This is a genomic window from Paenibacillus whitsoniae (genome assembly GCF_003955665.1).
Lineage (GTDB): Bacteria > Bacillota > Bacilli > Paenibacillales > NBRC-103111 > Paenibacillus_E > Paenibacillus_E whitsoniae.
On sequence record NZ_RXHU01000135.1, the window covers coordinates 1 to 21858 of the forward strand.

The window sequence follows — 21858 nt, forward strand, 5'->3', positions numbered from 1 at the left end:
GGCGCAGAAAGTGCTGGAAACGACGTATGCGAATCCGAGTTTTTTCCAGAAGGATGCTTCCGATGGGCAAAAGATTCAGAGCTCGACCGTCATTCTGGACAATAAGACCGGCGGCGTCATGGCGCTGATCGGCGGGCGCGATTACCAGCAAAAAGGGTTCAGCCGCATTTACTCGCAGCGTCAGCCGGGCTCCTCGTTCAAGCCAATTGCGGTCTATGGACCGGCGCTCGAAACCGGCAATTACACGCCGTATTCGGTGCTGGACGATACGCAGACCTCTTTCGGCAATGGCACGTATTCGCCGCGCAACTTCGACCGGATTACGCATGGGCAAGTGACGATGTTCGAAGCGGTGAAAAAATCGTACAATTTAGCACCTGTCTGGCTTCTGGAACAATTGGGCGTGACGCAGGGCATGGACTTTGCGAAAAAGCTCGGGATTCCGCTGGATCCGCAGAAGGATCGCAACTTGTCTATCGCGCTTGGCGGCTTGACGAATGGAGCTTCGCCGCTGCAGATGGCGGGCGCGTATTCCGCTTTCGCGAATCAAGGCGTGCAGAACAAGACGCATGCGATTCTGAAAATTACGGATGCCGGGGGCAAGGAAATCGCCGCTTACAAGCAGGAGAAGAAGCAGGTCATGAAAGCCAACACGGCTTATTATATGACCTTGCTGCTTCAAGGGGTCGTCGACGGCGGGACAGGAACGAAGGCCAAGTTCAACCGGCCCGTTGCCGGCAAAACCGGCTCCACCGGCCTGGATATTAAAGGCATTGAGCAGTACGACCGCGACGTCTGGTTCGTCGGCTATACGCCGGAGTGGACGGCGGCGGTATGGGAGGGCTTCGACAAGGTCGATTCGAAGCATTATGTCACGGTGGGCAGCGGCGGACCTTCGGCGATTTTCAAAGAGATCATGTCGAAGTCGTTGGAAGGACGTCCGGTGACGAGCTTCGTGAAGCCGGCGAATGTGCCGGATTTGACGGAACCGCCTCCGGTCGGTACGATTACCGATCTTGCGGCCGTCTATGTGCCGGAGAAAAAAACGGTGAAGATTACCTGGAGCCCGACTGGCGATAAAATGGGCTACCAATTGTATCGCAAAGGCGCTGCCGACGCGGAGGCCAAAATGGTCATTCAGTCGGCAACGCCGGAAGTCGACGATCCTACGGTAGAAAGCGGCGCTTCTTACCAGTACTACGTGATCCCGCTCGCACTCGATACGAATACGCAGGGGCCGAAGTCGAACGTCGCGACCGTCGACGTTCCGAAAGATACGGGCCAGCCGACCGGCAGTCCCGGCACGTCGCCGTCCCCCGGCGTATCGCCGACGCCGTCTCCAGGCGCTCCAGGCTCGTCACCATCGCCTGGAACCAAGCCGTCCCCTGGCGTCTCCCCTAAGCCTGGTGAAGGCGGCGTGCCTGGCACGAGCCCAACCCCGACACCGAGCCTGAAGCCTGGCGCGGGCGGAGGCGCCGGTGCCGGCGGCCCCGGCACGGGGACCGACGGAGGCACGGGAGTAGGCATCGGCGGCGGTACGGGCGGCAATACGAGTCCGACGCCAAGTCCGACGCCGACGAATAAGCCTGCGGACGGAACGGTCCGCAGCGGCACTTAATTTTTAACGATCATGGAGGCTAATCGCAATGAAACGATCTATTCAACGAAGCAAGACAATGGAGCTGCTTCCTCTTGCAGTATTGGCTTTGACACTTGTCGTCAGCGGCTGCGGCAATAAGCCGGAGAAGGGGGCTGCTTCTCCGGCAAGCTCTGCGGCGGCAAGCACGGCGCCTGCCGGCTCTACATCGACTGCGCCGGCAGCCACGGCTGCGGCAAACAGCGCTCAAAAGCAGTGGAGCAAAGCGCCGGATATGACCATTGATACGAACAAAACGTATCAAGCGGAAGTCACGACCTCGAAAGGCACATTCACGATCGATCTGTACACCAAAGAAGCGCCTAAGACCGTCAACAACTTTGTGTTCTTGTCCAAAGAAGGGTTCTACAATGGCGTGACGTTCCATCGCATCATCAAGACATTCATGGTGCAGACCGGCGATCCGACGGGGACAGGCCGTGGCGGTCCGGGCTACAAGTTCGCGGACGAGCTCAAAACAACGCATAAATACGAGCCGGGCACAGTCGCAATGGCGAACTCCGGCCCGAATACGAACGGCTCGCAGTTCTTTATCTGTTCCGGCGCCGATTGCGCGAATTTGAATCGGATGCCGAATTATACAATTTTTGGAAAAGTGACCGATGACAGCATGGCGACGATTGCCAAAATCGCCGACACACCGGTAGAACTCGACCCGAATGGCGGCGATTCTTCGCCAAGTAAGCCGAAAGAAAAAGTAACGATTAACACGATTTCCATCAAAGAAAAATAAACTATAGCAGCACATGATTTTATGGTGAGTTGTACAGGAGTGGATGCTTCGTGAAACAACCATGCCTATTGTTCCACGGTTTTACAGGCGGGCCGTACGAAGTTGAGCCCCTTGCCCGTCATTTGCGCGAGCAGGGACAGCACTGTGAGGTGCCGCGGCTTCCCTGGAACGGGGAGACGCACCATCAGCTTCATACATCCCGCTGGGAAGATTGGGTAAGTGCCGCCGAACAGCACGCACAGCGGTTGACGGAGGCGCACGGCAGTTTTGATATGGTGGGCTTTTCAATGGGCGGTCTGCTGGCTGCGCATCTTGCTGTGCGCTTTCCGGTCCGCAGGCTCATCTTGCTCAATACGGCTGTCATCTATGTCAGCCCGGGCAAGATGCTCAGCGTGATGCGGGATGAATGGAAATACAAGCGGAAGATTTCGCTGGATAAGGCCAAATCGACGCCACTGCTCGCCACATGGCAGTTTACGCGTCTGGTTCGGCATTTGAAGCCGGAGCTTAGCCTTGTCGATAAACCGACGCTGATCGCCCAGTCGGAGAACGACCAAGTGATTCATCCGCTAAGCGCCCGCTACATTTACAGCAAGGTGAAGGGACAGCGCGAACTGTATTGGCACAGCCGGGGGGATCATCTGATCTGCCTGAGCGAGGATGCGCCGGTGCTGTTTCGGCAAGTGAGTGCATTTTTGGAAAAGGAGTAGTCGAGCAGATGGCAAAGCCGGATGTAAACAAGAAGCAAAGTGCTCCTGCTGCGCCAGCTTCAAGACGAAAACGGGTCTCGACAGGCAAGAAAAAAGCGCCATCTAAGCTGTACCGGTCATTCGTGAGATTTTTCCAGCTTGTGGTCGGCGCTTTTATTTTGCTTGTATAAGAGACAGTATTTATTCAGTGGAAGGTACAAATCGGCGTGCAGCAGCCGCTGCCGAATCAGGTTGACGTCGGCATCGTGCTTGGCGCTTCGTTGCGGCAGGATACGCCAAGTCCAGGCTTGCAGGAACGTCTGGATTTGGCGGTCGATTTGTACAAGCAGGGGCGCTTCAAGCATGTGATCGTTTCCGGAGGGTTGGACCATAACGGGTCGAAGCTGACGGAAGCGGAAGGCATGCGCAATTATTTGGTGGCGAAGGGCGTGCCGGAGAAACAGATTCTGCTGGAGCCTCGCGCGACCAGCACGTATGAGAACTTGTTATTCAGCAAACAAATTATGCAGGAAAACGGACTTGTCAGTTCGATTATTGTGACGCATCGTTATCACAGCGCCCGTTCACTTGATATTGCCGAAACGATTGGGCTGCAGCAGCCTGTTGTGTCGTCGATCCGATCCGAGGTGCTGTTCATGCCGTATCACGATACGCGCGAAACGTTGGCTTATACGAAATGGTATGGCACGAAGCTGCTTTTGAAACTGGGGATTCCCGTTTCGGAGGCGGCTTTTTCTCATTTTGGCTGGTGAAGCGCAAAGAAGCCTGGCAATGCTTCGCCAGGCTTCTTTACTGCGTATGCACCTTCCAAGGCGCTAACCGTTCACAATCGTTCCACCATTCACATGCAAAATTTGCCCCGCCATATATGCGGAATCGTCGCTGGCAAGAAAGACGTAGCTTGCCGCCAGCTCGCCCGGCTGTCCCGCGCGCTTCATCGGCGTCGTCGAGCCGAATTCGGCCACTTCCTCCGACGTGAACGTAGAAGGAATAAGCGGCGTCCAAATCGGACCGGGGGCTACGCCGTTGACGCGGATGCCTTTCGGGCTGAGTTGAAGGGAAAGCGAACGGGTGAAGCTGACGATCGCGCCTTTGGTCGCTGAGTAGTCGACGAGCTGCTCATGCCCGTGATACGCGGTGATGGAGGCGGTGTTAATGATGGCACTCCCTGCTTTGAGATGCGGCAGCGCTGCTTTCGTCAAATAAAATTGCGAGAAAATGTTCGTTCGGAACGTACGCTCCAGCTGTTCGGAGGTGATCTGCGTAAAATCGGTTTGCGGATGTTGCTCGCCGGCATTGTTCACGAGAATGTCCAGCTTGCCGAACGTGCCGATGGCTTGTTCAATGATTTTTTGGCAGAACGCTTCGTCACCGATGTCGCCGGATAACGAGACACATTTACGCCCTGCATGCTCCACATGGCGCTTCGTCTGCTCTGCATCGTTATGCTCGTTCAGGTAGACGATGATGACATCGGCGCCTTCCTTGGCGAACGCAACAGCGACGGCGCGGCCAATGCCGCTGTCTCCGCCGGTAATGACAGCGACTTTGTCTTTCAGCTTCCCGGCGGGCTTGTAGCTGGCTTGCTCAAAATTGGGCAGCGGATTCATCTCGGATTCGATGCCCGGGCATTGGTTCTGATGCTGCGCCGGAAACATCGGCTTGGGTTGTGTAGCGGTTGTCATGGTGGTGCTCCTTTCATCCCTGAATGCATGGGCAAGCAGTTCGCCGTCAGGCGAACGACCCGCCTGTGAAATTCTTCATTAGGATGTAACAAGGAGCAGGAGATCATACTTGCTTCACGCGATAGTGATACCGGTATACGGTGTCAAAACCCAGCTTGCGGTAAAGGTTCTGCGCGGGCTTATTGTCGGCGACTACCTGCAAATACAGCCTGGATGCCCCCTGTTCCAAACTCCAAGATGAGAGGGCTGCGAGCAAATGGTAGCCATAGCCGTTCCCGCGGTGCGCTTCGTCGATGACGACATTGAAAAAGCCGGCCCATTCGCCCTCTACGACAACTGTCGCTACGCCAATCACTCGATCCCCAAGCCTCAATTGCACGAACGCCTTGGGCGCCGGCATCCGATCGTAGAGCTTGATGTAGAAGTTTCGCCGAGACTCGGCATATCCTTCAAGTTGCAGGAAACGACTGATCCACGCTTGCGAAGCGCTTGGGGCCAAACGAACTTCCGGCGCGGCAGCGTCCGAGCAGCGGCGCGCCAGCTTGTCTTGCGCCAGTTGCGCGGACCTCCCGCTCTCCGCGGTCATAATGACACAAGGCGTATCCACGAGATAGCCATTCGCCTCCAAATAAACGTCCAGCCCTGCCGGTGAGGCATCGCCGACTTGAAAAATCGCCGGCAGCTCCAGCGCCCGGTAATACCGTTCAATCTCCTCCAGCCAGTCCGGCTTGGCCGGAAATTCACCGTTGGTCAGCACGCTGTTTGCTCGCCGAGTTACGCCTTCGGACGCGCGAAGCTGCCAGCTCCCCAGCGCATCCGTTCTTTCGCTGGGCCAGGCACACGCAGCAATCCCATCCAGAAATCGGTAATAGCGAATGTCATTGGTCATTGTTGTTCACCTCAGGTACAATAGAACTGAAATCAAGAATCTATTAAATATACAACATTCAAAGGAGAACCGTCATGCGATTTATCGATAACGAAGGCATCACAGACCCGCGAATCAATCTCGCCATTGAGGAATATGCGCTCAGAGAGCTGCCCGCCGAGGAAAGCTACCTGCTTTTTTATATCAACGAACCATCGATCATTATCGGCAAAAATCAGAATACGATCGAGGAGATCAATCCGGATTATGTGAAGGCGCATGGGCTTCATGTCGTGCGTCGTCTTTCCGGCGGAGGAGCCGTGTATCATGATTTGGGAAATTTGAATTTCAGCTTCATTACGAAGGATGATGGCGATTCCTTTCATAATTTCCGCAAATTCACTGCACCGGTCGTTGATGCACTTGGCAAGCTGGGCGTGCAGGCAGAGCTAACGGGGCGGAACGATCTGCAGGTCGGCGAGCGGAAAATATCAGGGAATGCCCAATTCTCGACCAAAGGCCGGATGTTCAGCCATGGGACACTGCTTTTTGACTCGGAAATGGAGAACGTCGTGTCGGCCCTTAAAGTGGACCCGGACAAAATCCAATCCAAAGGCATCAAATCGATCCGCAGCCGTGTGGCGAACATTGCCGAGTTTCTACACGAACCGCTCACCATGGCAGCGTTTCGTTCGAAATTGCTGACTTCAATCTTTGGGACAGAGGAGGAGGCTCAGATTCCGGTGTACAATCTGACGGAGGCGGATTGGCGGCGAATTCGGCAAATTTCCGAAGAGCGTTATGCCAATTGGGACTGGAACTATGGCAAAAGCCCGAAAAGCACGATCCAACAAGCGAAGCGGATCGAAGGGGTGGGCAAAATCGACGTGCGGATGACGATTGAAGAAGGCAGCATAGCAGCTGTCAAAATTTACGGCGATTTCTTCGGCGCCAGCGATGTGGCGGAGCTGGAAGCGCGGTTGACGGGTGTTCGTTATGAGGAATCCGCGATTCGCGAACGGTTGGCAGGCGTCGAGTTGAAGCGGTATTTCGGGCAGTTGACCTTGGACGCTTTTGTCGCTTTGCTCCTGGTCTAAATCGGCATTTTACCGCGTAAGATGGTGGATACGAACATTCAAACCATCATGCTTATGAGGTGATCGACATGAGTGGTAGGAGCTTGCCATCCAGACAAATCAATATCGTTCTGCGGCAGCCGGAAGGCGGCGGACAGCGCCGGCTTGCAGATGGAACGGGCGGGCAGACGAACGCTTCCCCTCTTGCTGAAGCTGAGCCGCAAACGACGGGCAAACGTACGCCGATGGACGGTCCGTTATCGGACATTTTCAAAGAGCTGAATCAATTGATCGGCCTCGATAATGTGAAGGCACTGGTGCATGAAATTTATGCGCTGCTGCAAATCTCCCAGTTTCGGGCGGAAGCGGGGCTTGCGAGCAATGCGCACGTGTATCATATGATTTTCAAGGGAAGTCCGGGAACGGGTAAAACGACGGTGGCGCGGCTGATGGGGCGCATGTTTCATGCGATGGGCGTGCTGAGCAAAGGGCATTTTATCGAGGTGGAGCGGGCGGATCTGGTCGGCGAATATATCGGGCATACGGCGCTCAAAACGCGTGAATTGATGAAGAAGGCGATGGGCGGGATCCTCTTCATTGATGAAGCCTACAGCCTGGCGCGCGGCGGCGATAAAGATTTCGGCAAGGAGTCCATCGATGCGTTGGTGAAAGGGATGGAGGATAAAAAGAATGAGTTTATTCTCATTCTCGCCGGTTACAGCGATGAGATGGAGCAATTTCTGTCGATGAATCCCGGGCTGCCGTCGAGGTTCCCGATTCAGATCGAGTTTGAGGACTATCCGATCGAGCAGCTTTTACAGATTACGGAACTTATGGCTAAGGAACGCGAGTACGTGCTGCTGCCGCAAACGCTGACGAAGCTGAAGGCTCACTTGACGGAAGAGCGTGCGGCGACCTGGCGGGCGTTCAGCAATGCGCGCTATGTGCGTAATATTTTAGAGAAAGCGATGCGCCATCAAGCGGTCAGGCTGCTCAGCCAGTACGTGAATGCACCTTCCAAGCACGAGCTGATGTCCATCAGGCCGGAGGATCTCAAATTTAAATAACGGTATTGGGTTCGCTTTCATCGAGCGGGCCTTTTTTTTTGCAAAATTTTAATTGACAGTTAAACGGATAGGAGTAAAATAGACTGAGTGATGGCGATTGATAATCATTATCAACAAACAAATAAATACCACTGTAGTTAGGGGCTGTGGCAATGAAAAAAACGATCCTTTCGGCTTTCGTAGCCTTGTTAATCCTTCTCAACGTTCCTCTCCTTGTTTTCGCCAAAGGTGAGGACGAACTGGCCAAAGCCGATCAAGGCATCATCCAGGCCATTCAAGCTGCGGAGACCGGCAAGCTGGATGAGGCGTCCCAGTTGTTCGACAAGTTCCAGATGGGTTGGCTGTCTTATGAAGACAGCATTAAGGAACACTCGCTCGCTGCTTATCAGAAAATTGAAGAGGCGATGGGGCAAGTTTCGCTCCAGACACTCAAACAACCGATAAATGCGCAAAAGCTGATAGAAGCTTTGAAACTGCTGCATGAGATGAACGCTAATTTCATAAGCGGCAATCTGCAGGCGTTTGGTGGAGCGGTGCAAAATAACGGCGATGTAACGGTCGCTTCACTGGTCAAGCTGCTGGAAACGGCCACAGATCAACTGAAAGCGAACGACTCGGCAGGGGCGGCGGCAAGCATACAGTCCTTGCGCGATTCGTGGCTGGTTATCGAGGGCATCGTCCTTACGCAATCATCGGCGGTCTACACCTCGATGGAGCGAGACATGGTTACGGCGTATGCACAGCTCACCGCAAATCCGGTGCAGACGAGCCAAGCGGCCGAGACGATTGCGCGTATGCACAAGGATTTAGAGCCGCTTGCCGCCAAATCAAGCTATACGATGCTGGACGCGACCACGATTCTGCTGCGTGAAGGGCTTGAGGCTCTGCTCGTGATTATCGCGCTGCTGGGCTTTCTGAACAAATCCGGCCACGGCGACAAAAGGCGTTGGATTTGGTACGGCGTCTACGGCGGCCTCGCGATCAGCGTGGCGTTGGGCATCGTCGTGCAGCAGCTATTCTCGGCGAGCGCCTTCGGCAACAACAACTTCCTGATAGCGGGCTGCACGGGCATTTTTGCCTCAGTCATGCTGCTGTATATGAGCTACTGGCTGCACAGCAAGTCCAGCATCTCGAACTGGCAGGCGTACATACGCAATCAGAGCATAAAGGCTCTCGCGACAGGCAGTCTCGTATCGCTGAGCATTCTCGCGTTCCTGGCGGTGTTCAGAGAAGGCACGGAGACCGTTCTGTTTATGATCGGGATGGCGTCGTCCATTTCCCTCGGCTCTTTGCTCGGCGGCGTTGCCATCGGCGTTGTGCTGCTGATCATTATCGCATTCCTGATCCTCAAAATCGGCTTGCGCATTCCGATGCGGCCATTTTTCTTGGTTTCCAGCATTTTCGTATTCTATTTGTGCTTCAAATTTGCCGGTATGGGCGTGCACGGTTTGCAACTAGCCGGTTATTTGCCGGCGACGACGGCTTCCTGGCTGCCTAGCTGGGATTTCTTCGCCCTATATCCAACGCTGGAAAGCGCGATTCCGCAGTTGGTTCTGCTGGTCTTTGCCTTAGCGGCGGTTCTATGGGACTGGCGCAAGAAGTTACAATTTCGCAAGACGATGATTTCGCAATAAAGCGATATGCCTATGGAGGGGTTTTCAAATGAAAAAACAATTAACCGTTATACTCGTTGCTGCGGCAACCACACTCGCGCTGGCAGGCTGCGGCAAATCGGAACCGACAGAGGTTGCGAAAGTTCCGTTTAAAGAAGGGGCTGCGACGATGATTGCAAGCGTCGATTCACTTAAGACGCAGCTTGATGCTTCAAAGGTCAAAGAGGCTAAGAAATTGTCGGATGCGTTGGAAGAACAATGGGCGAGCTTTGAAGACGAAGTGAAGCCGAAGTATCCTGAGCTCTATTTCAAAGTAGAGAAATTTTTAGCGCCGCTTGAAGCCGGTCTGAAAGAGGATAAACTCGACTTCCCAACCCTGACCGTCCTGAACACGAACTTGAAAGCGGCGCTCACCGAGCTGTCGACGTCTTTTACAGAAAATAAAGGTGCTGTCAACAAAGATGTGATCGAGGCAACACCGGCGCTGAAGGAGGCTGCGGCAGCCTATAATCAATATGTGCAGGACCAGGGGAAACAACTTGTAACACTGCTGGATCAACTGAATACGGCGGTGAAAAGCGGCGATTTGCAAAAAGCGCAGGAAGCGTACGGCGCATCGCGCATGCCGTATGAACGCATCGAACCGATCATCGAAACGTTCGCCGATTTGGACGGCGTGATGGATGCGCGCGTAGATGATTTTAAGAACGAAAAAGATCCGAACTTCACCGGCTATCACCGCATTGAATACTTGCTGTTCGTGAAGAAAAACGTGAAGGACGCCGAGCCGTTTGCGGCTCGACTGCTGGAAGACGGCAAGAAAATGCAGCAAAGCATTGCGGGAACAACGATTGCGCCAACCGATTTTATTGCGGGCGTTGGCGAATTGATGGAGGAAGCGCAATCCAGCAAAATTACCGGTGAAGAAGAACGCTGGAGCGGAGCGACCGTGCCGGTCATTCGGGCGAATGTGGAAGGCGCGCAAGCGATCTACGATCTAGTGAAGGGCGAGTTGAAGAAGAAAGATCCTGCGCTCGATGAGAAAATCAACAAAGGCTTGACGGACGTCATTGCCGCCATGAATTCGTTATCTCCTGCCGGACCGACGTGGAACGATTTTAGTAAAATAGAGCAAGCGAAGCAAGTCGAGTTGAAAAACAAGCTGGAAGCGTTGGCAGAGCCGTTGGTAAAAATGCCGGGTACGCTCAGTAAATAAGGCTTAATAGGGGAGATACGGGATGTCGAATAAAATGAACCGTCGGGCGTTTCTGGGGATGACAGCGGCAGGCGCCGCAGGGGTAGTGCTCGGCGATTTGCTGGGGAAGGCCAATTCAGGCTTCTCAGGGGACAGTGAGCAAGCTTCTGCCGCGACTGTAAACGAAACGCTGGACTTCTACGGCGTCCATCAGACCGGCATTGTCACGCCGCAGCAAAACTGCGTCAATGTGGCAGCTTTCGATGTGACGACAGACAACGTGAACGAGCTGCGCGAGCTGTTCCGCAAGTGGACAGACATGGCGGCCTCGCTGATGGCCGGCAAGCCGCTTGCGATCGAGCCGCAGCCTTTGGAGTTTCCGCCGACCGATACCGGCGAGCAGATGGGCCTTCAAACTGGCAAGCTGAGCCTGACGTTCGGCGTCGGCGCCACGTTGTTCGAGAAGGACGGGGCCGATCGCTTCGGCCTCCGCTCTCGGAAGCCTGCAGGGCTCACGGAAATGCCTATTTTCCATAAGGACTCTTTGGAAGATCAGCTGACGCACGGTGATATTATCGTACAAGCGTGCTCCGATGACCCGATGGTCTGCTTCCACGCCATTCGCAACCTGGCCAAAGAAGCGCGGGGGGTGGCTCACCTCCGTTGGCAGCAAACCGGCCAGCTTGGCGTCAAGTCGGAAGGCACGAAACGCAACCTGTTCGGCTTCAAGGATGGTACGGCGAATCCGGCGCTGCAGGACGAGACGTTTATGAACAAAAATGTCTGGGTGGACGCGTCGGACGGTGTGCCTTGGCTGACAGGCGGCACGTATATGGTTTTGCGGCGCATTCAGATGCGGATCGAGACGTGGGATCAGCAGACGTATGCCCAGCAGGAAGGCATCATCGGTAGGCAAAAGGTGTCCGGCGCGCCGATGGACGGCCGCAAGGAAGCGGATGTGCCGAACTACGCCGAAGACGCGCAGGGCAAAGTGACGCCGCTGGACTCTCACATCCGGCTGTCGAATCCGCGCACGGGCGAGAACTCGGAGCGGGAGCGCATTTTACGGCGGGGCTACAATTTTATGGAGACGCTAGACAGCGTAGGCCGGATGAACGCGGGCTTATTGTTCGTCTGTTATAACCGGAACATTCAAACGCAGTTTGAAGCGATTCAGAAGCGGCTGACGAACCCGAAAATGCCGGACCAGATGCTCGCCTATACGGAAACGAAGGGCGGCGGCTATTTTGCCGTACTGCCGGGTGTGACGGCGAAGGGCGGTTATTTGGGGCAAGCGCTGTTTGGATAAGCAAAGCGTACGTGATGAAGACGTTTTCCGCTCACGCGGTGTCGTGGGGAGGAAACGTCTTTATTCATTTTTTCCACCCTGGGCAAATTGACTTTCCCTTTCATTTCCTCCACAATGATGAAGGAAATAGCGAGGAAGATCTGACAGCGCGTGGAAGCCTGATCAGGGGATAGAAAGGAGTCATGTAGATGAAAGCAGTCTCACATACCGTGGAGCAGGACGTCGCCGATCGGGCGGTTCTCGTCAGTCTTGTGACACAGAAACAGAAGAAGAATGAAGAACTCGCGGAATATTCCTTATATGAGCTAGTGCAATTGGCGGAAACAGCCGGTGTTGCCGTGCTGGATACGATGACGCAATATAAAGAGTCCAAAGATACGAAATGGTTCATCGGCAAAGGCAAGGTCGAGGAGCTGAAAGCGAAGCTGGAGGAGCTGGGCGGTAATACCGCAATTTTCGATCAAGAGCTGTCCGGTGCGCAGGTGCGCAATCTGGAGGCGGCGCTGGATGTGAAAATCATTGACCGGACACAGCTGATTTTGGACATATTTGCACAGCGGGCGAAGACGAGGGAAGGTATTATCCAGGTCGAGCTGGCACAGCTTACTTATTTGCTGCCAAGGCTTTCCGGCCAGGGCAAAAACTTGTCGCGGCTCGGCGGTGGCATCGGGACCAGAGGTCCCGGCGAGTCGAAGCTGGAGACGGACCGCCGGCATATCCGGGGGCGCATTGACGAGCTGAAGGCGCAGCTGGCGGAAGTCACGCGGCATCGGACGCTGCATCGGGAACGCCGGAAGAAGAGCGGCGTGTTTCAGGTGGCGTTGGTCGGATATACGAATGCCGGCAAATCGACGCTTTTGAAACAATTGACGCAGGCCGACGTCTATATTGAGAACCAGTTGTTCGCAACGTTGGACCTGACGTCCCGCACGATGACGCTGCCAAGCGGCAAAGAAATCGTGATCACGGATACGGTCGGCTTTATTCAGAATTTGCCGCATGATCTTGTTGCAGCTTTTCGGGCGACGCTGGAGGAAGCCAACGAGGCGGATTTGATCCTGCACGTCGTTGACAGCTCGTCCGATATGCGTAGCGAGCATATGCGTGTCGTTGCCGAGGTGCTGGAGGAGCTTGGCGCTCATCAGAAGGAGCAGTTGACCATTTTTAATAAAATCGATCAGTGTTCGCAAGAAGAGCAGGAGCTGCTTACAGCGCCTGGAGAGTTTCTGAAAATCACCGCTTTCTCTGAGGCGAATCTGGAGCTGCTGCGGAACACGATCCAGGATAAATTGATGGGCGACACGAAGACGTTTCGCATTCCTGCGAACCGGGGGGATCATCAGGCATTGATGTACCGAATCGGAGATGTTTTGGAAACCGATGTGAACGAAGATGCGATGGTGTTCAAAGTGCGTCTGAATAAAGAGGACTATGCCAAGGTTGCATATCAGTTGACTGCATATGAGGAGCAGTTAGCGCAGCATGAGGCTGGGCATGATGAGGGAGAGAATCAGTAACGATGGAGTTCGGGGAAAAAGTCATGGCGCTCATGGAGCGCGCGGAACGGTTGGCTGAGCCTGCGTATCGGCAAATCGAGCGGACGATTGACCGCAATCAATGGAAAGTAATTGCCGCTTTTCAAAAACATAAAGTAAGCGATTTTCATTTTGCTTCCTCGACAGGCTACGGCTACAACGACCGCGGCCGCGAGGTGCTGGATCTCGTGTATGCGGACGCGCTGGGTGCGGAAGCGGCGCTGGTGCGTCCGCATTTCGTCTCCGGCACGCACACAATCGGAACGGCGCTGTTCGGCGTTCTGCGGCCGGGTGATCATCTGCTGTATATTACGGGCAAGCCCTACGATACGCTGCATAAAGTGATCGGGAAGCCTGGCGACGGCACAGGCTCGCTGCAGGATTACAGCATCGGGTATGACGAAGTCCCGCTGCTGGAAGACGGATCGCCGGATTACCCGGCGATTGCGAGGGCTATTCAGCCGAACACGAAGGTGATCGGCATTCAGCGTTCCCGCGGCTACTCCTGGCGGCCGTCGTTCACGGTCGCGCAAATCGGCGAGATGGTCCGATTTGTCAAAGAAATCAACCCTGCTCTGGTCGTTTTCGTCGATAATTGTTACGGCGAATTTACAGAGGAGCAGGAGCCAACCGAGGTCGGCGTCGATCTCATGGCCGGCTCGCTGATCAAGAACCCCGGCGGCGGCATCGCGCCCTCCGGCGGGTACATCGCCGGCCGCGCCGACCTCGTCGAGCGCGCGGCGTACCGCTTGACCGCCCCTGGCATCGGGGGCGAGGTCGGCGCCATGCTGGGTGCGACACGCAGCATGTTCCAAGGGCTTTTCCTGGCCCCGCATCTCGTGGGCCAGGCTGTCAAGGGCTCGGTCTTCGCCGCGGCGGTATTCGAAGAGCTCGGCTTCACGAGCCATCCGCGTTGGGGTGCGCCGCGGACGGATTTGATCCAGGCGATCCGCTTCACGTCCGCGGAGCATCTGATTACCTTCGTGCAGGGCATCCAGAAGGCGTCCGCCGTCGATTCGCATGTCGTGCCGGAGCCTTGGGACATGCCGGGCTACGAGCATCCGGTCATCATGGCGGCGGGCACGTTCATTCAGGGCGGCAGCCTCGAATTGTCGGCGGATGCACCGATTCGGGAGCCTTTTATCGCCTATATGCAGGGCGGCTTGACCTACTCACACTGCAAGTTAGGTGTACTAACGGCCATCCAACACATGGAAGACAAGGGATTGCTTTGAAATTAAAAAGTGTGACCAAACCTTACACTCCTTGACACGTTTTTGTTAGATGGGTACAATAAGAGTGAGGTACTTACTGGACCAGGAGTGATTAGCATGAGCGATGAAATACGTAGGAATATGGCGCTTTTCCCGATCGGGATCGTCATGAAGCTGACAGATTTGACCGCTAGACAAATACGGTATTACGAACAGCATGAGCTGATTATTCCAGCGCGCACAGCCGGCAATCAACGCCTTTATTCGTTTAACGATGTGGAACGTTTGCTTGAGATTAAGGACTTGATCGAGAAAGGCGTCAATATCGCAGGGATCAAGCAAGTGCTGCTTCCTGTCGACAAGGATTCCGAAGACGCTACAATCCTCAACGAGCAGACGGAAGTGAAGCGTAAGGAGTTGACCGACTCCCAATTGCACAAAATGCTCAAGCAGCAATTAATTGGGGGCAGCAAGAGGCCTGATCAGGTGTCGTTGATCCAAGGGCAGCTTTCCAGATTTTACAAATAAGGACGTTCAATTTGAGAGGAGCGGGCACGTTTGAGCTACAACAATAACTATACCAAAGAAGACATTCTGCGCATTGCGAAAGAAGAAAACGTACGTTTCATCCGCCTGCAATTCACGGATTTGCTGGGCAGTATTAAAAACGTGGAAATTCCTTTTTCCCAACTCGAGAAAGCGCTTGATAATAAAATGATGTTCGACGGTTCTTCGATCGAGGGCTATGTGCGCATCGAGGAATCCGATATGTATCTGTACCCGGATCTGGATACTTGGGTCATTTTCCCTTGGGTCACGGAGAGCAAAGTGGCTCGTTTGATCTGTGATATCTATATGCCTGACGGCACACCGTTCCCAGGCGATCCGCGCGGCATTCTGAAGCAAGCGCTTAAACAGGCGGAAGAAATGGGCTACACCGCAATGAACGTGGGTCCGGAGCCGGAGTTTTTCCTGTTCAAAACGGATGATAAAGGCAACCCGACGACAGAGCTGAACGACCAGGGCGGTTACTTCGATTTGGCGCCGATGGATCTTGGCGAGAACTGCCGCCGCGACATCGTGCTGACGCTTGAGGAAATGGGCTTTGAAATCGAAGCATCCCACCACGAAGTGGCGCCGGGGCAGCACGAAATTGACTTTAAATATGCGGATGCGATTAAAGCAGCCGATCAGATTCAAACGTTCAAGCTCGTGGTCAAAACCGTTGCGAGACAGCATGGGCTGCACGCATCCTTTATGCCAAAGCCGCTGTTCGGCATGAACGGTTCCGGTATGCACTGCCACCAGTCTTTGTTCAAAGGCGAGGTCAACGCTTTTTACGACGAAAGCGACAAGCTCGGCTTGAGCGCCGTAGCGAGACAATATATGGCGGGCGTACTGCGTCATGCACGCTCTTTTGCCGCGATTACGAACCCTACGGTCAACTCGTATAAACGTCTCGTGCCAGGCTATGAAGCGCCTTGCTACGTGGCATGGTCCGCGAGCAACCGCAGCCCAATGATCCGTATCCCGGCTTCTCGCGGGTTAAGCACGCGCGTTGAAGTTCGCAACCCGGATCCTGCTGCCAATCCGTATCTGGCACTGGCGGTTATGCTGGCTGCAGGCCTCGACGGCATCAAGAACAAAATGCAGCTTCCGCCGCCAACCGACCGCAACATCTATGTGATGAGCGAAGAAGAGCGCGAAAGCGAAGGCATTCCAAGCTTGCCGCTTAACCTCAAGCAAGCATTGAACGAGCTGATTCGCGACGACGTGATTTGCGATGCGCTTGGCGAGCACGCGTTGGCGCACTTCTATGAGCTGAAAGAAATCGAGTATGATATGTATCGGACCCAAGTTCACCAATGGGAAAGAGATCAATATCTCATTCTGTAAACTAACTGGATAATGAGGCCCGTCAGTGTTCAGTCCGGCTGAAACTGATGGGCTTTTTCACGAGAAGGAGCGGACTTATCATGGAAAATTTTGAACGTAATTTAGAGAAATATGCGGAACTCGTTATTAAAATTGGCGTCAATTTGACCAGTGGTCAAGACCTGCTTGTTGAAGCGCCTTATGAATGTTTAGATCTTACGCGTTTGATTGTGCAAAAAGCGTATGAAGCCGGGGCTAATTTCGTTCATGTCCACTTCCAGGACGATGTGATTTCGCGCAGTAAATTCGATCATGGGACGGAGGCTTCGGTTGATTACTACCCGACGTGGTACACGACGATGCTGGAGCGGTTTGTGGAGAACGGCGGTGCGCTTCTGAATATTAAGGTACCGAATCCGGATCTATACGAAGGCATTGAGGCTGCGAAAATTTCACGAAACTCCAAAGCTGCGGCAAAGGCTCGGGCCAAGTACCAGCATTATGTGCGAACAGGCGCTTTCAGCTGGTGTCTCATCAAAGCGCCTACGGAAGCTTGGGCAGCAAAAGTGTATGCCGATCTGCCGGCGGATCAGCGCGTCTCCGCGATGTGGGATGCGGTGTTCAAAATCAACCGGGTCTATGAAGAAGACCCAGTTGCCGCATGGCGTGTGCATTTGGATGAATTGCGACGGATGCGCAAGGTGCTGAATGACCGCGGTTATAAGGCACTGTGCTATCGAGCGGAGGGCACCGACCTGCGCGTCGCGCTGCCTGAAGGGCATATTTGGCTCGGCGGCGACAAAGAGAACGCTAGCGGCATTCGCTATGTGGCGAACATGCCGACAGAAGAAGTGTTCACGATGCCTGAGAGAACAGGCGTTCGTGGTACTGTTACAAGCACCAAACCGTTGAATATCAACGGTGCGCTTGTGGATCGCTTTTCGTTTACATTCGATGAGGGGAAAGTAGTTGATTTTACTGCTGAGGTTGGCTACGAACATCTTGCGAAACTGCTGGAGATGGATGAGGGCGCGCGGTATTTGGGCGAGGTTGCGTTGGTACCGTTCGATTCGCCGATTTCGAATCTGAACCGGATTTTCTACAATACGGGCATCGATGAGAATGCATCGTGCCACTTGGCGCTTGGCAGCTGCTACCCGATCAATATCAAGGACGGCGCTAGCTTGACGAACGATGAGCTGAAAGCGAGAGGCGGCAATACTTCGCTGATTCATGTGGATTTCATGATCGGCACTGCCGATTTGGACATTGACGGAGAACTGGCGGACGGTTCGGTGGAGCCGATTTTCCGCGCAGGGAATTGGGCGCTTACGTTCTAATGGAGGCGTGGGGGAGCGGTGGCTTTGTACGGGGTTATCTGGCGGATCGCCTTTTTTCTAGCGGGGCTGCGGAGTCTCTGCAAATGCGCTAATAAGGCTTTGTCGTGCCGTTTGACGAACCGAATGCGCACTTTTTAACAGATTAACGTCTTTTCATTCCGCATATTCGGGTGTAAGATCAACCTCGGAAGCATTCCATCAATCAATTATTGGATTGCGTGTACAGACGACTAAGAGTAATTGAATTGAGATACCTTCTAGTACGAAGAAAAGTTGTGATTGTTCGCGGTATCCAAGTGGTATTAATGTAGGGGACACCGCTGAGAATCCCGCTGCGACACCGAAGGATGGATTCGGAGCGGACGGGGATCGCAAAGCCTGCAAATCTGCAGGAATAGTCATCGTTCTGCTCTCTATTTGATGAAAAGCCTGCAAATCTGCAGGCATTTTTTGTGAGGGGCCCTCTTTTTGGGAAGGTTCAACCCCATAAACTGCTTTATCGCAGGCATTTTGAGGAAAATGCCATTTTTGTGGAGAATTCCTGCTTTATGCAGGAATTAGCCTGTCAGCTCTCTTTGCAAGGCACCTGAATAGCCAACCATACCGGTTCGCACGACACCACATCGGCTGAAAATTCGCGCAGTCGACTGCTCTGCAGCCAGTTACTCCATAGGGAGCTGCCGCTAAGTCAGCTAGCTCCGGGGGATTGCCCGATTCTCAGTTGGAGGCGTACCGCCGCCGCAATAAATACGAACAAGGCCGCNNGCGGCCTTGTTCGTATTTAACTTAAATATCGCGGAACAGTCCAATCACACGTCCGAGAATCGTGACATTCTTCAAGCGAATCGGCTGAAGTGCGGAGTTCTCCGGCTGCAAACGAATGTGATCTTTTTCTTTGTAGAAACGTTTCACAGTTGCTTCATCGTCTTCCGTCATCGCGACAACGATGTCGCCGTTATTGGCGGTTGGCTGCTGCTTGACGATGACGTAGTCTCCGTTGTGAATGCCTGCCTCGATCATACTATCTCCGATTACGCTCAGCATGAACACATTGTTGTCTCCAACCATGCTGGAAGGGAGAGGGAAGTAGTCTTCAATGTTCTCGGTAGCTGTAATAGGAACACCCGCAGTTACTTTCCCGACTAACGGCACGCGCGCAACGGAAACGGCAAATTGCGATTCGACGCCGTCCAGACCAAGAATCTCAATGGCGCGAGGCTTGGTAGGGTCACGGCGAATCATGCCTTTTTTCTCAAGACGCTCCAAATGCCCGTGAACCGTTGAACTGGAAGCCAGTCCAACCGCTTCGCCGATTTCCCGAACAGATGGCGGATAACCCTTATCTTTCACTTCGTTCTTAATGAATTCTAGAATCGCTTGTTGACGCTGCGAAATCTTGCTCATGTGATTATCACTCCAGTACTGGGAATCATTACATAAAGTATAACACAGAACCCGAGTTCGTACAAACATAAGTTCGAACAAATTGTTGACTCAAACATGTGTTCGTGTTATTCTGATATCAGAACAAATGTTTGGGAGATGATTTTATTATGTATATCGCGTATTCACAAACGTCCACAAACTCTTCACTTCATAGATCTGCTCGTGCATCCAACCAAGTCGCCAGTCGAAGAAGAATGGTGAGAACAATCGTTCGTTACGTTGTCATCGCTGCTATTCTTTGCGCCGTTTTCTCGTTCGGCGCCATTGTCCAAGCCTACGCCGGCGACGGAGGAGCTGCCAATCCGAACGCTTCCACATCGACAGTGACGGTAGCTAAAGCCAAGGTACAGGAAAAGATCGTTATCCAGCAGGGAGATACGCTTTGGAGCATTGCGCAGGCGCACGTTTCGAAGGAAAGAGATGTTCGTACTTATGTCGAGAAACTCAAGACGTTGAACCATTTGAAGTCTAGTGCATTGCAGGAAGGTCAGGTACTTTTGCTGCCGTGAGTACCAGCATGCCGCATCATCCATATTACGAGCTGAGGCACAGCGCATCCTAAGCGTTGTGCCTCTTTCTGTTGTGTTCTTGACATTCCTATGGCTGAATGGCAAAGTAGTAGTCAGATTGTATTTTTGGACTGGAGGTACAGCGATGAGCGACAGCATGGATAAGACCGTTGAGCGGATCAACGAGCTGGCTCGCAAAGCCAAGACGGTTGGCTTAACGGATGCGGAGATCGACGAGCGGAATGAATTAAGAAAGAAATATATAGAAGCCTTTCGCAGCAACCTGAAAGTGCAACTGGATAACATTAAGTTTACCGATGAGCAATAAGCTTCAAAGCGGCCATCACGATGACATTCAAAGGGGAAATGAATGAGATGACATTGAAAGCTGTTTTATTTGATTTGGACGATACGCTTCTATGGGATGACCGCAGTGTGAAGGAAGCTTTTGAAGCGACTTGTGCGGAGGCTGCAAAGCTGGTTGGCGTTGATCCGGCGCAGTTCGAAACGGCAGTTCGTCAAGAGGCCCGCGGCCTTTATGAGTCGTTTGAAACGTTCGCGTTTACGAAAATGATCGGAATTAACCCGTTTGAAGGCCTGTGGGCCAACTTTACGGAAGGTGAGAACGAAAACTTCCGCAAATTGGAGAAGCTTGCGCCGGGCTACCGTACGGAGTCTTGGACGAGAGGGCTTAAGGCGCTTGGTGTGGAAGATCGCGAGCTTGGGTACAAGTTGGGCGAGCTGTTCGCAGCAGAGCGACGCCGTCGCCCTTACGTCTACGAGGAAACGTTCCGGGTTCTGGATGCTCTAAAAGGCAATTATCAATTGCTGCTGCTCACGAACGGATCTCCGGATTTGCAAAAAGAAAAGCTGGCTGGCGTGCCGGCGATCGTGCCTTATTTTGATCATATCGTTATTTCAGGCGAGTTCGGGGAAGGCAAACCTGCTTCCTCTATTTTTCACCATGCATTAGGGTTGCTCGAGATCGCGCCAGAAGAGGGGATTATGATCGGGGACAAGCTGACGACAGACATCCTTGGATCGGGCAGCATTGGTATGAAAAACATCTGGATCAATCATCATGGTTTGACGAATAGTGATGAGATCAAGCCGGCATTCGAAGTATCGCGCCTGCAGGAAGTGCTCCCGATTATTACAAGTTTATAAATGGTCATGCGAGCGGCTCTTCTTTCATGAGAAAAAGCCCAGCCAAGGAGGAAGAACGCGTCTTGCTCCCAGCTGGGCTTTTTATTTATGCTGTTACGCTTTGATGAAGTCAGGATCTTCAACGTTGTAAGCGATCCAGCCGTCTTTTTCGATGAAGAGACGAACGGCTACGATTTGACGGTTATCCATCAATGTAAAGAAGTGGTTGGTATTCTCAGGAACTGAGATGACGTCGCCGGGTTCAAGCTCAACGTCAAAGTAGCCCAGTTCTTCGGATTTGATGATGAAAATGCCTTTACCGGAAACGATGGCACGAATTTCATCTTCGGTGTGCGTGTGGACTTGCTCGAATTTTTTGAGCAGTTCTTCAATGTTAGGCGTTGCATCGGAAAGGGAGATAACGTCCCAGATCTCATAGCCGCGGCGTGCAGCCAAATCTCTAATTTCGGCGTCATAGGTTGCCAAAATCTCAGCTTTTTCCTCATCGTTCAGCACGAATTTTTCGCGCAGCGCTTCTGGCATTTTGTTAGCATCCCAGTGTTCGTATACGACTTCTTGGCTATCCAAAAAGGCTTTGACGTTCGCTTCGCCTGTGATGCGCTCGTTAGTATTGCGAATTCTAATTTCTGCCACTTGGCATCCCTCTTTCTTTCTACAAAATATAATCATTATTATAAAGCAAAGAAAGTTAACTGTCGATGGAAGATCATAAGAAAATCCGATAAATTCCATTGGAATTTATGATAATTCAAATTCTTTTCATAGAAGCTCGATTCTGTTACACTAAAATGTAACATATTTTGTCGATTTTTAAGCTTGGGTAGGATACATGAAGGGGAGTCAAGCCGTGAAGAAACCA

The 21858-nt window shown here is 53.1% G+C and carries 22 protein-coding genes; 18 read left to right on the forward strand and 4 right to left on the reverse strand.

Translation table 11 applies throughout. The features are described 5' to 3' along the window. The 5 genes from EJQ19_RS30800 to EJQ19_RS30815 all read left to right on the forward strand — a co-directional run. On the forward strand, positions 1 to 1618 hold a 1618-nt coding region (locus EJQ19_RS30800; protein WP_277600993.1), incomplete at its 5' end, for a transglycosylase domain-containing protein. Between the two features lie 28 nt (positions 1619 to 1646). Further along, a complete protein-coding gene (locus tag EJQ19_RS30805; RefSeq protein ID WP_241243161.1) occupies positions 1647 to 2390 on the forward strand; it encodes a peptidylprolyl isomerase in 744 nt (247 codons plus the stop codon). 50 nt (positions 2391 to 2440) lie between these two features. After that, positions 2441 to 3100, forward strand: coding sequence for an alpha/beta hydrolase (locus EJQ19_RS30810; protein ID WP_241243162.1), 660 nt, complete (start codon positions 2441 to 2443; stop codon positions 3098 to 3100). Between the two features lie 8 nt (positions 3101 to 3108). Continuing rightward, positions 3109 to 3270 carry a hypothetical protein gene (locus tag EJQ19_RS32075; RefSeq protein ID WP_164716841.1) on the forward strand — a complete coding sequence of 54 codons (162 nt, stop codon included), beginning with the start codon at positions 3109 to 3111 and terminating at the stop codon, positions 3268 to 3270. Positions 3271 to 3306: 36 nt separating this feature from the next. After that, complete coding sequence (locus EJQ19_RS30815) at positions 3307 to 3852, forward strand: YdcF family protein (protein ID WP_241243163.1); 546 nt, start codon at positions 3307 to 3309, stop codon at positions 3850 to 3852. A gap of 63 nt (positions 3853 to 3915) precedes the next feature. Here EJQ19_RS30815 and EJQ19_RS30820 read toward each other — a convergent pair whose 3' ends face one another. Both EJQ19_RS30820 and EJQ19_RS30825 read right to left on the reverse strand, forming a co-directional pair. Then, entirely contained in the window at positions 3916 to 4785 is an 870-nt protein-coding gene (locus EJQ19_RS30820; RefSeq protein WP_126145039.1) for an SDR family oxidoreductase, read from the reverse strand. A 103-nt stretch (positions 4786 to 4888) separates the two neighbouring features. Beyond that, the gene (locus EJQ19_RS30825; RefSeq protein ID WP_126145040.1) at positions 4889 to 5674 is read right to left on the reverse strand and encodes a GNAT family N-acetyltransferase; all 786 of its coding nucleotides are present in this window, start codon (positions 5672 to 5674) and stop codon (positions 4889 to 4891) included. Between the two features lie 74 nt (positions 5675 to 5748). Here EJQ19_RS30825 and EJQ19_RS30830 point away from each other — a divergent pair, with 74 nt between their 5' ends. The 10 genes from EJQ19_RS30830 (at position 5749) to EJQ19_RS30875 (ending at position 17877) form a co-directional block, all read left to right on the forward strand. Then, entirely contained in the window at positions 5749 to 6750 is a 1002-nt protein-coding gene (locus tag EJQ19_RS30830; RefSeq protein WP_126145041.1) for a lipoate--protein ligase, read from the forward strand. Positions 6751 to 6818: 68 nt separating this feature from the next. Then, complete coding sequence (locus EJQ19_RS30835; RefSeq protein WP_126145042.1) at positions 6819 to 7796, forward strand: AAA family ATPase; 978 nt, start codon at positions 6819 to 6821, stop codon at positions 7794 to 7796. 152 nt (positions 7797 to 7948) lie between these two features. Beyond that, positions 7949 to 9430 carry an FTR1 family iron permease gene (locus EJQ19_RS30840; RefSeq protein WP_126145043.1) on the forward strand — a complete coding sequence of 494 codons (1482 nt, stop codon included), beginning with the start codon at positions 7949 to 7951 and terminating at the stop codon, positions 9428 to 9430. Positions 9431 to 9458: 28 nt separating this feature from the next. Further along, positions 9459 to 10625, forward strand: a complete 1167-nt coding sequence (locus EJQ19_RS30845; RefSeq protein ID WP_126145044.1) for an EfeM/EfeO family lipoprotein — start codon at positions 9459 to 9461, stop codon at positions 10623 to 10625. A gap of 22 nt (positions 10626 to 10647) precedes the next feature. Next, on the forward strand, positions 10648 to 11913 hold the full coding sequence (efeB, locus tag EJQ19_RS30850; RefSeq protein WP_126145045.1) for an iron uptake transporter deferrochelatase/peroxidase subunit: 1266 nt from the start codon (positions 10648 to 10650) through the stop codon (positions 11911 to 11913). Between the two features lie 188 nt (positions 11914 to 12101). Further along, positions 12102 to 13430 (forward strand): GTPase HflX, encoded by a 1329-nt coding sequence (gene hflX / locus EJQ19_RS30855; protein WP_126145046.1) that lies wholly within the window; start codon positions 12102 to 12104, stop codon positions 13428 to 13430. Between the two features lie 2 nt (positions 13431 to 13432). Further along, positions 13433 to 14683, forward strand: a complete 1251-nt coding sequence (locus EJQ19_RS30860; protein ID WP_126145047.1) for a methionine gamma-lyase family protein — start codon at positions 13433 to 13435, stop codon at positions 14681 to 14683. Between the two features lie 96 nt (positions 14684 to 14779). Next, positions 14780 to 15190 (forward strand): MerR family transcriptional regulator, encoded by a 411-nt coding sequence (locus EJQ19_RS30865; RefSeq protein WP_126145048.1) that lies wholly within the window; start codon positions 14780 to 14782, stop codon positions 15188 to 15190. 30 nt (positions 15191 to 15220) lie between these two features. Continuing rightward, a complete protein-coding gene (gene glnA / locus EJQ19_RS30870) occupies positions 15221 to 16558 on the forward strand; it encodes a type I glutamate--ammonia ligase (protein WP_126145049.1) in 1338 nt (445 codons plus the stop codon). Between the two features lie 80 nt (positions 16559 to 16638). Then, complete coding sequence (locus tag EJQ19_RS30875; RefSeq protein ID WP_126145050.1) at positions 16639 to 17877, forward strand: aminopeptidase; 1239 nt, start codon at positions 16639 to 16641, stop codon at positions 17875 to 17877. A gap of 786 nt (positions 17878 to 18663) precedes the next feature. On the opposite strand, the gene lexA is transcribed toward EJQ19_RS30875, so the two are convergent. Further along, a complete protein-coding gene (gene lexA / locus EJQ19_RS30880) occupies positions 18664 to 19281 on the reverse strand; it encodes a transcriptional repressor LexA (RefSeq protein ID WP_126145051.1) in 618 nt (205 codons plus the stop codon). A gap of 149 nt (positions 19282 to 19430) precedes the next feature. Between lexA and EJQ19_RS30885 the strand changes: the two genes are divergently transcribed. The 3 genes from EJQ19_RS30885 (at position 19431) to EJQ19_RS30895 (ending at position 20999) form a co-directional block, all read left to right on the forward strand. Further along, the gene (locus tag EJQ19_RS30885) at positions 19431 to 19832 is read left to right on the forward strand and encodes a LysM peptidoglycan-binding domain-containing protein (protein WP_241243164.1); all 402 of its coding nucleotides are present in this window, start codon (positions 19431 to 19433) and stop codon (positions 19830 to 19832) included. 145 nt (positions 19833 to 19977) lie between these two features. Then, positions 19978 to 20160 carry a DUF896 domain-containing protein gene (locus EJQ19_RS30890; RefSeq protein ID WP_126145052.1) on the forward strand — a complete coding sequence of 61 codons (183 nt, stop codon included), beginning with the start codon at positions 19978 to 19980 and terminating at the stop codon, positions 20158 to 20160. 47 nt (positions 20161 to 20207) lie between these two features. Next, positions 20208 to 20999 (forward strand): HAD family hydrolase, encoded by a 792-nt coding sequence (locus tag EJQ19_RS30895; RefSeq protein WP_126145053.1) that lies wholly within the window; start codon positions 20208 to 20210, stop codon positions 20997 to 20999. 93 nt (positions 21000 to 21092) lie between these two features. Here EJQ19_RS30895 and EJQ19_RS30900 read toward each other — a convergent pair whose 3' ends face one another. Beyond that, entirely contained in the window at positions 21093 to 21632 is a 540-nt protein-coding gene (locus tag EJQ19_RS30900; protein ID WP_126145054.1) for a 1,2-dihydroxy-3-keto-5-methylthiopentene dioxygenase, read from the reverse strand. Between the last annotated feature and the right edge of the window lie 226 nt (positions 21633 to 21858).

Bases quoted from the DNA above. Each gene is read 5' to 3' on its own strand.
- EJQ19_RS30805 (WP_241243161.1), top strand. From the start codon at position 1,647: ATGAAACGATCTATTCAACGAAGCAAGACAATGGAGCTGCTTCCTCTT.
- EJQ19_RS32075 (WP_164716841.1), top strand. From the start codon at position 3,109: ATGGCAAAGCCGGATGTAAACAAGAAGCAAAGTGCTCCTGCTGCGCCA.
- EJQ19_RS30820 (WP_126145039.1), bottom strand. From the start codon at position 4,785: ATGACAACCGCTACACAACCCAAGCCGATGTTTCCGGCGCAGCATCAG.
- EJQ19_RS30825 (WP_126145040.1), bottom strand. From the start codon at position 5,674: ATGACCAATGACATTCGCTATTACCGATTTCTGGATGGGATTGCTGCG.
- EJQ19_RS30830 (WP_126145041.1), top strand. From the start codon at position 5,749: ATGCGATTTATCGATAACGAAGGCATCACAGACCCGCGAATCAATCTC.
- EJQ19_RS30835 (WP_126145042.1), top strand. From the start codon at position 6,819: ATGAGTGGTAGGAGCTTGCCATCCAGACAAATCAATATCGTTCTGCGG.
- EJQ19_RS30840 (WP_126145043.1), top strand. From the start codon at position 7,949: ATGAAAAAAACGATCCTTTCGGCTTTCGTAGCCTTGTTAATCCTTCTC.
- EJQ19_RS30845 (WP_126145044.1), top strand. From the start codon at position 9,459: ATGAAAAAACAATTAACCGTTATACTCGTTGCTGCGGCAACCACACTC.
- efeB (WP_126145045.1), top strand. From the start codon at position 10,648: ATGTCGAATAAAATGAACCGTCGGGCGTTTCTGGGGATGACAGCGGCA.
- hflX (WP_126145046.1), top strand. From the start codon at position 12,102: ATGAAAGCAGTCTCACATACCGTGGAGCAGGACGTCGCCGATCGGGCG.
- EJQ19_RS30860 (WP_126145047.1), top strand. From the start codon at position 13,433: ATGGAGTTCGGGGAAAAAGTCATGGCGCTCATGGAGCGCGCGGAACGG.
- EJQ19_RS30865 (WP_126145048.1), top strand. From the start codon at position 14,780: ATGAGCGATGAAATACGTAGGAATATGGCGCTTTTCCCGATCGGGATC.
- EJQ19_RS30875 (WP_126145050.1), top strand. From the start codon at position 16,639: ATGGAAAATTTTGAACGTAATTTAGAGAAATATGCGGAACTCGTTATT.
- lexA (WP_126145051.1), bottom strand. From the start codon at position 19,281: ATGAGCAAGATTTCGCAGCGTCAACAAGCGATTCTAGAATTCATTAAG.
- EJQ19_RS30885 (WP_241243164.1), top strand. From the start codon at position 19,431: ATGTATATCGCGTATTCACAAACGTCCACAAACTCTTCACTTCATAGA.
- EJQ19_RS30890 (WP_126145052.1), top strand. From the start codon at position 19,978: ATGAGCGACAGCATGGATAAGACCGTTGAGCGGATCAACGAGCTGGCT.
- EJQ19_RS30895 (WP_126145053.1), top strand. From the start codon at position 20,208: ATGACATTGAAAGCTGTTTTATTTGATTTGGACGATACGCTTCTATGG.